Here is a 6807-nt window from a genome sequence, read left to right on the forward strand (position 1 = left end):
GGCCAATGACAGCGGAACTTACGCAGCTCCCGGCTCACGGCTTTCCACACGGTCTGCATAGCTTTTGCGACACTAGAATGTCTGCTCTGAGCAGGAAGGGGACAGGCTAGAGGATTCGGAATCGTAGGCTAAGGTCCCCGAGCGTCCCGATTGGGGTGCGTTTTTAGGAAAACTCCTGCTTTTTCGAAACTCGTCAGGACAAGAAGATAGCGGCAGTTTCCCTCCATCATCTCGCCGACTTTTGCCGCGAGTGCCCCCATGGAGAAGGGCTTAGTGAGCAGCTCCATACGGGCTTCGAGATGGCCGTTTCCGAATGCGGCGTTCTCTGCGTACTAGAAGCCGAACAGCGTGGCGCAACGATCGCGGAACGCGGATCGCGGCATGGCGAAGTTGCCAGTAGGGGAGGGAAACAGCCCAACCTCGTCCCACAGATCGCTTAACGTGTCGGCATCGTCGCGAGCGAAGGCATCGACGTAGCAGCCGAAAAGTCCGTGATTTCGTCATAAAAAGCATGTCAGTTCTGGCAGGTAGCTGGGATGATTGGCGGCGCTCGATCAGGCGGCAAGCGGCTGGACCAAGCGAACGTTCGCCTCCGCGAGCTGCACATTCATTATATCATTGAAGGCCATCGTGGAATTGGCCTCGGCGAGCATCCCAATCTTCATTCAGAACTCGGCTTGGGCGTTAATCGGCCGGCACATGACGGCGCTGGCGCGGCGAGCTTCCTCGTGCAGCTCGTCGTCAATCTTCACCAAACTCGTCAGCCGATCCGCACACAACGGATGTCTGAAGTTGGGAAGCGCGTAACGATGACTGAATGCCGTCTTCTGGGTCTTCTAGCGGGTGACCACGTTCGGCTTCATCGTGGCAAGCTTGGCGAGGAATGTATTTTGGGTTGAGAACGCTACGCCCTCGCGACGCATGGCGGCCTGTAGATTTTCAACCAGCGCATTCATGTCCTTCGCCTGGATCCCGAGGTTCTTGTGCGCGGTCGCCATGTCGCGACCGGTATAGCTACAGCCGCCGTTCAACAGGACGCAGAACTGTTCCTTCAGCGTGCGGCGGAGGCGGATCATGTCCTGCCCCTTGAAGATGTCTCCGATCCGCGGATCGCCCTGGCTCGTCTTCACCAGATCGTCGACGATCCGGTCGATGCCAGCCACCCCGTGAAACGCCTCAAGCATGGCAACGCCCTTGAACGGACCACCGTCGACATTGGCGTCGCTCATCGCATAGGGCGCGACTGGGTCCTCGCCCGGTGGCGTGGGTGCGGTCTGGAGGAGGACGAGCAGGGCAAGCAAGATCATCGAAAACGTTCCCTAGAAGGCCGTCTGGAGCGACAGGAAGCCGCCGCGTTGGCGCTCGGCCGTCGCGATCGATCCGAGATCGACAAGGGCCGCGGTCGCAGTCAGGTTTTTACTGATCGCATAAGCGGCATAGACGGTCTTCCAGTCATTTTCCGTGGCGAACCCGAGATTGTCGGGTTTCGACCGGTATTCGCCGCCGACGACGAGCTGGCGCGAAATTTGATACCCGAGCGTGCTCTCGATCTGGACGCGGCGATTTGCACCGCGATCGCCACCGAACCCGAGCAGGCCGTTCTGGTTGGCCTTGGTGTAGCGGATCGTGGTGCCGAGCAGGATGCTCTGCCGCAGCAGGAGCTTGGTGGCAGCGACGTAGAGGTCGGTTCCGCTGGTGTGGCGCCCGCCAACCGCGGCGACGATCTGCGGATCGGAACTGCGCTTGTACTGCATGCCGATCGCGATCTGGGGCAGGTAGGGGCTGCCATAGACGGCATCGCCGGCGACGCGCAGCTTGGCACCGAACACGTCCTGGTTGAGCGTGTAGCCGCGGCCGATACCGAGCGTTGCACCGACGTCGCGTGTGTCGAGATTCTGTCGGGCGTAGCTCAGTTCCAACCGGTCGTGGACGCCGATGGCTGCGCCGTGGCTTTCCCAGCGATAGTCCGGCAGCAGGATGACCGAGACATGCGCGGACCCGCCGATCCCGTCGACGGTTTCGTTGCCGGCGATCAGAGCCCAGGTGGAGATGCCGCCACCCGAACTGCCTTCGATCGTGGTGACGCCGTTGGTCAGCATCAGCTTGCCGCCGGCGCGACCTTCGCGTGCCGCGGCGGGGGTCGTCGTCATGACGGCGGTCGCCACCGCGACCTTCGCGATACATCCGGCAACAGTCGAAAGCGGAATACGAATCATCCGGCATCTCTTGGAGACCATTGGTTAATACTCGGTCTCCCTCGCCAGGCCATCGCCGCGTCGCCCGGTCAAAAAGGCATGACAAGCCGATGACGTTTACCGGTTTGCAATTCTCCGACTGTTAGAAGCCGATGCATGCACGTATCCGTCCTCCGCCTGAGTTTGCTGTTCGCGGCGTCTGCGCTGCCTGTCGCTGCGCATGCCGCCCCGGTGGTGATCGATGTCCGTGGTTTCGACGGCAAGCCGCTGCCGGGCGCGGTGGTCACGATCGAGACGCCCAAGGCGCCGGGGGTGACGGTGCGGGGGCCATACATGATCGAGCAGCGGGACATCGCGTTTCAACCGCATGTGCTGATCGTCCCCGTCGGCGCGACGGTCGGCTTCCCCAACCGCGATCGGGTGCGTCACCACGTCTATTCGTTTTCGAAGGCCAGGAAGTTCGACCTGAAACTCTACGGGCAGGAGGAGTCGCGGACCGTCCTGTTCGACCGTCCGGGCGTGGTCCCGCTCGGCTGCAACATTCATGACTCGATGAGCGGGTTCGTGTTCGTGACCGCCACCCCGTTTGCCGAACTGACCGACCAGGCTGGGCATGTCAGCATTACCGGCGTGCCCCCAGGCACAGCGACGGTCCGCGTCTGGCACCCCTCGATCCGGGCGCCCGGCAGCACTGCGTCCCAGCCGATCGATGTTGCCGCCACCGGCTTTGCCACGACCTTCGTGCTGCACCGTTGATGCCTTTGCGCCCGCCGCGGTTCCGCCATCTCCGGACCAAGCTGTCGGTGCTGTACGCGAGCCTGTTTGCGGTAACGTTGCTGCTGCTCGCGGTCGTCGCGCAAGCGATGATCTGGACGCACGCGCGAGATTCCGTGCGTCAGGAACTGATCACCAGCGGCAGCGTCTACGACCGGATCTGGTTGCTTAGGTCACAATCGCTGATCGCGTCGGCCGACCTTTTGTCGCGAGATTTCGGGTTCCGCGCGGCAGTCGCCAGCGGAGATCGGCCGACGATTGCGTCCGCGCTCGCCAATATCAGTCACCGAGCAGAGGTTACCGCTGCATTCGTGGTCGATCAGGATCGGCAGGTAACTGGTCCCTCAGGCGCCTTGGCGGCGACGGTCGGTCGTTTCCCGTTCGCGGTTCCGGACGGCCGGCGCGACGCGGTCGTGGTTGTGGCGGGACAGGTTTACCGACTGATCCTGTCACCGGTGATGGCACCGACGCAGGTCGGCTGGGTCGTCTTCGCCGTGCGTCTCGACGGTACCGAAATGCACGCGCTCGAACGGCTGTCCGCGATCCCGCTGATCGCGACGATCATGCGCAGCGATGGTGCAAAGCGTTGGCATGCGGCGGACAGGTCGGTCGAACCGGATGCCGCCGTTGACGATCTGATCGAAGCGTCGCGGTCATCCCGGACACTTGGCACACTCAATCTGTTGAACGGCCACGCGTTCGCGATCGCCAAGCCGCTGGCTGGCCTGACGGATCGGCCGCAGGCGGCAATCCTGATCCGCTATCCTCTCAACGCCGCACTGAAGCCGTATCTGCCGTTACAGGCGGGCATCGCGCTCGCCGGACTGGCCGGGCTGATCCTCGTCGTGCTCGGCAGTCGCCGGCTCGCGCTTGGGATCGCGGGACCGATCGCCACGTTGGACGCAGCGGCGCGGGCGCTGGAGGAGGGTAGTCACGCCCACATCGTTGTGAAGGGCCGCGACGAGATTAGCAGGCTCGCTGCCAGCTTTAACCGGATGTCGGTCGGTATCTTGGAGCGCGAGAATCGTATCACACATCTCGCACTCCACGACGTCCTAACCGGCCTGCCGAACCGGACGTATTTTCGCGAGTCGCTCGACCAGGCGATCCTTCAGGTGGGGCGGACCGGTGGAGCGATCGCGGTGCTGTGTCTCGATCTTGATCGCTTCAAGGGCGTGAACGACACGCTCGGCCATCCGGTCGGCGATGCGTTGCTGAAAGCGATCGGCGCTATGTTGAGCGAAAGCGCGCCCGACGGACTGGTGTCGCGGCTTGGGGGCGACGAATATGCGATAATCTTGTCAGGCCAGTTCGATGCGGATCGCCCGCGTGCTCTTGCTCAGAGCATTCTCGACATGATGCGCCAGCCGGTCGTAGCAGATGGCCACCGGATCGCGACAGCGGTCAGCATCGGCATCGCGATTGGCCCGGCCGACGGCAAAGACGCCGACGAACTGCTCAAAAATGCCGATCTTGCTCTGTATCTCGCAAAGGAAGACGGTCGCGGTGTGTTCCGGTTCTTCGAACCTGCGCTCGACGCCGCGGCGCGCTGGCGACGGCAGGTCGAACTCGACCTGCGCGAGGCAATCCAGGCGGGCCAGTTCGTCCTCAACTACCAGCCGGTGTTTGACCTGAAGGCGGACCGGATCGGCGGGTTTGAAGCGCTTGTGCGCTGGCACCACCCAGAGCGCGGCGTCGTTCCGCCGGTCGAGTTCATCCCGATCGCCGAGGATACCGGGCTCATCATCGCGATCGGCGAATGGGTGATGCAGGAGGCGTGTCGTCAGGCGATGCACTGGCCCGAACATGTCCGCGTCGCGGTCAACGTGTCGCCGCTGCAGTTTCGTAATACCGGGTTCCAGTCGATCGTTCTCCAAGCGCTTGCGCATAGTGGCCTGGCACCCAGCCGGCTCGAGATCGAGATTACAGAATCAGTCTTCCTCGACGGTGAGGGGCCGGTGATCGCGTTGCTGCACAAACTCCGCACGATGGGCATCCGCGTCGCGCTTGACGATTTCGGCACCGGCTATTCCTCGCTCAGCTACCTTCGCAGTTTCCCGTTCGACAAGATCAAGATCGACCGCTCGTTCATTACCAGCATCGCTAGCGATCCGAGCGCCGCGGCGATCGTCCGCGCGATCGTAGACCTGGCGACCGCGCTGCACATGGAAACGACCGCCGAGGGCGTCGAGGATACCGGGCAGCTCAACATGCTCCGCGGCGAGGGCTGCGGTAATATCCAGGGCTATCTGTTCAGCCGCCCTGTCGAGAGTTGCCGTATCGCAGGGCTGCTCGAGAATGGAATCAACCAAGCAGCCTAGCGGAGGAGCAAGCATCGTCTCCGAGCGGCTCTCGACGCCTGATGATGGTCGATTAAATTACCTCTAGCTTCGGCAACCAACACCTATTGAATTGTTTTTGCTACCTTTGCTGTACATTCGTTCTTAACCGTTCAAACCGCTGCTTCAGGTCGGCGAAGTCGACCTTTTAGCGAGATGAACGAACGACCGGATTGGAAAGAAGGGAAGGCCGCCTTAATGTCCGCAATTGGGTCGATCCCGCCTGTAGTGTGCGAGCCTGGAAGTGCTACAGGCCATTAAGCGCTGCTGGTCGTCGAACGACGGAACTGAACAGCACATCGATACCGTCTGAGCTGTTACGCCGATGGAGCTGCTAACGCCTTCGCTGAGCTGGCAAGTTCGCGTTCGACTTCGCGAGCCATCATGACAAGAAGGGATTGATCAAACTCCCCCGACAGCGGCTTGCCGTCCGCGACGCATATCGCACCAAGCGCCAGTCCCGCGGGATCAGTAATAGGTGTGCCAGCGTAGAAACGGACGAACGGATCATGTCGAACGCTATCGAACTCTTCGAAGCGCGGATCGCTGCGCGCATCGGGGATGACCAGCGTCTGCCCGCCCTGCCGGATCGTGACGGCGCAGAACGCCGTGCTTCGCGACGTTTCCGTTACACCCAGTCCACGTTGTGCCAACAGAGTTTGCATGCGTTTGTCGATGATTGAAATCGCCGCATACTGCGTTCGGTAGTAATCTCGAACGACGTCCACAATGCGCTCAAGCTCCTCGCTTCCGCGCATTGCTAACGCTCCGCTTTGGTCGACGGCGAGTTGCCGCTTCTTCTCGGTTGAAAATATATCAAACCATGACCCGACGTGTCCCCGGTACACATCTATCTCCGCACTTATATTCTGCATCAATATAGCATGAATTAATGTAGCAGGTGCAAGAGAATTAGTGAAAACTGCAGAAATATGATAATATTCCATAGGTTATGACGGCACAAAACTGATGTCGAAATTGTTCGATTAAACTCTAACTTCGACCATATTGGATGTTAAACATCTTGTTAACTGGCATACGTTGAAAAGGCCCCGAGCAGAAGGGCCGTTTGATGATGATCTGTAACGTAGCACACAAGTTTTTGGGTATCATCGTCGTCGTGGTTGCGGCTTCTGCCTTGGCGACTTCGGCACATGCCCAGACTGCCAGCGGCACGATCGGCGTGTCCCTGAACATCCTCGCGGCCTGTGCCGTGAATGGCGGCAACAGCGCCGCGACCATGGGGCGGATCGGGACGATCGCCTTTGCCGATCAGTCGGGCGTCTTCGGCAACGCCGATGCGACGATGGTCGCGCAAGGCAGCACGAATGCGGTCACGGTGTTGTGCACGCCGGGCCTTGCGCCGAAAGTCACGGTCGGGGCGGGCGCGAATGACGCGGGCAATGTCCGCCAGCTGGCCTATCTGGGGCAGACCGTCGCGTATCGGCTGTATACGGACGCGTCGCGGCAGGACGAAATCACCATCGGCAGGCAGATCA

6 protein-coding genes and 1 pseudogene are annotated in these 6807 nt (G+C 61.1%); 3 read left to right on the plus strand and 4 right to left on the minus strand.

Annotation, left to right across the window (positions count from 1 at the left end; genetic code table 11):
- Nucleotides 1-554 precede the first annotated feature (554 nt).
- From IFS44_RS21245 to IFS44_RS21255, 3 genes and pseudogenes are all read right to left on the minus strand, one after another.
- Nucleotides 555-755 (minus strand): annotated as a pseudogene (locus tag IFS44_RS21245) (TA system antitoxin ParD family protein).
- Between the two features lie 81 nt (nucleotides 756-836).
- The gene (locus IFS44_RS21250; RefSeq protein WP_192100079.1) at nucleotides 837-1307 is read right to left on the minus strand and encodes a group I truncated hemoglobin; all 471 of its coding nucleotides are present in this window, start codon (nucleotides 1305-1307) and stop codon (nucleotides 837-839) included.
- A gap of 12 nt (nucleotides 1308-1319) precedes the next feature.
- Complete coding sequence (locus IFS44_RS21255) at nucleotides 1320-2216, minus strand: DUF3034 family protein (RefSeq protein WP_082446640.1); 897 nt, start codon at nucleotides 2214-2216, stop codon at nucleotides 1320-1322.
- Nucleotides 2217-2351: 135 nt separating this feature from the next.
- Between IFS44_RS21255 and IFS44_RS21260 the strand changes: the two genes are divergently transcribed.
- Both IFS44_RS21260 and IFS44_RS21265 read left to right on the plus strand, forming a co-directional pair.
- On the plus strand, nucleotides 2352-2951 hold the full coding sequence (locus IFS44_RS21260; RefSeq protein WP_056678003.1) for a hypothetical protein: 600 nt from the start codon (nucleotides 2352-2354) through the stop codon (nucleotides 2949-2951).
- Nucleotides 2951-5290, plus strand: coding sequence for a putative bifunctional diguanylate cyclase/phosphodiesterase (locus IFS44_RS21265; protein WP_192100081.1), 2340 nt, complete (start codon nucleotides 2951-2953; stop codon nucleotides 5288-5290). Before IFS44_RS21260 ends, IFS44_RS21265 begins: the two co-directional genes overlap by 1 nt.
- Before the next feature lie 335 nt (nucleotides 5291-5625).
- On the opposite strand, the gene IFS44_RS21270 is transcribed toward IFS44_RS21265, so the two are convergent.
- Complete coding sequence (locus IFS44_RS21270) at nucleotides 5626-6255, minus strand: GAF domain-containing protein (RefSeq protein ID WP_192100083.1); 630 nt, start codon at nucleotides 6253-6255, stop codon at nucleotides 5626-5628.
- A gap of 191 nt (nucleotides 6256-6446) precedes the next feature.
- On the opposite strand from IFS44_RS21270, the gene IFS44_RS21275 reads away from it, so the two are divergent.
- On the plus strand, nucleotides 6447-6807 hold a 361-nt coding region (locus IFS44_RS21275; protein ID WP_192100085.1), incomplete at its 3' end, for a spore coat protein U domain-containing protein.

This window comes from Sphingomonas sp. CFBP 13706 (genome assembly GCF_014842355.1).
Lineage (GTDB): Bacteria > Pseudomonadota > Alphaproteobacteria > Sphingomonadales > Sphingomonadaceae > Sphingomonas > Sphingomonas aerolata.

What these genes read in the sequence shown, in the direction of transcription:
- IFS44_RS21270 (WP_192100083.1), bottom strand. Translation starts at nt 6,255, where the DNA reads ATGGAATATTATCATATTTCTGCAGTTTTCACTAATTCTCTTGCACCT.
- IFS44_RS21250 (WP_192100079.1), bottom strand. Translation starts at nt 1,307, where the DNA reads ATGATCTTGCTTGCCCTGCTCGTCCTCCTCCAGACCGCACCCACGCCA.
- IFS44_RS21255 (WP_082446640.1), bottom strand. Translation starts at nt 2,216, where the DNA reads ATGATTCGTATTCCGCTTTCGACTGTTGCCGGATGTATCGCGAAGGTC.
- IFS44_RS21265 (WP_192100081.1), top strand. Translation starts at nt 2,951, where the DNA reads ATGCCTTTGCGCCCGCCGCGGTTCCGCCATCTCCGGACCAAGCTGTCG.
- IFS44_RS21260 (WP_056678003.1), top strand. Translation starts at nt 2,352, where the DNA reads ATGCACGTATCCGTCCTCCGCCTGAGTTTGCTGTTCGCGGCGTCTGCG.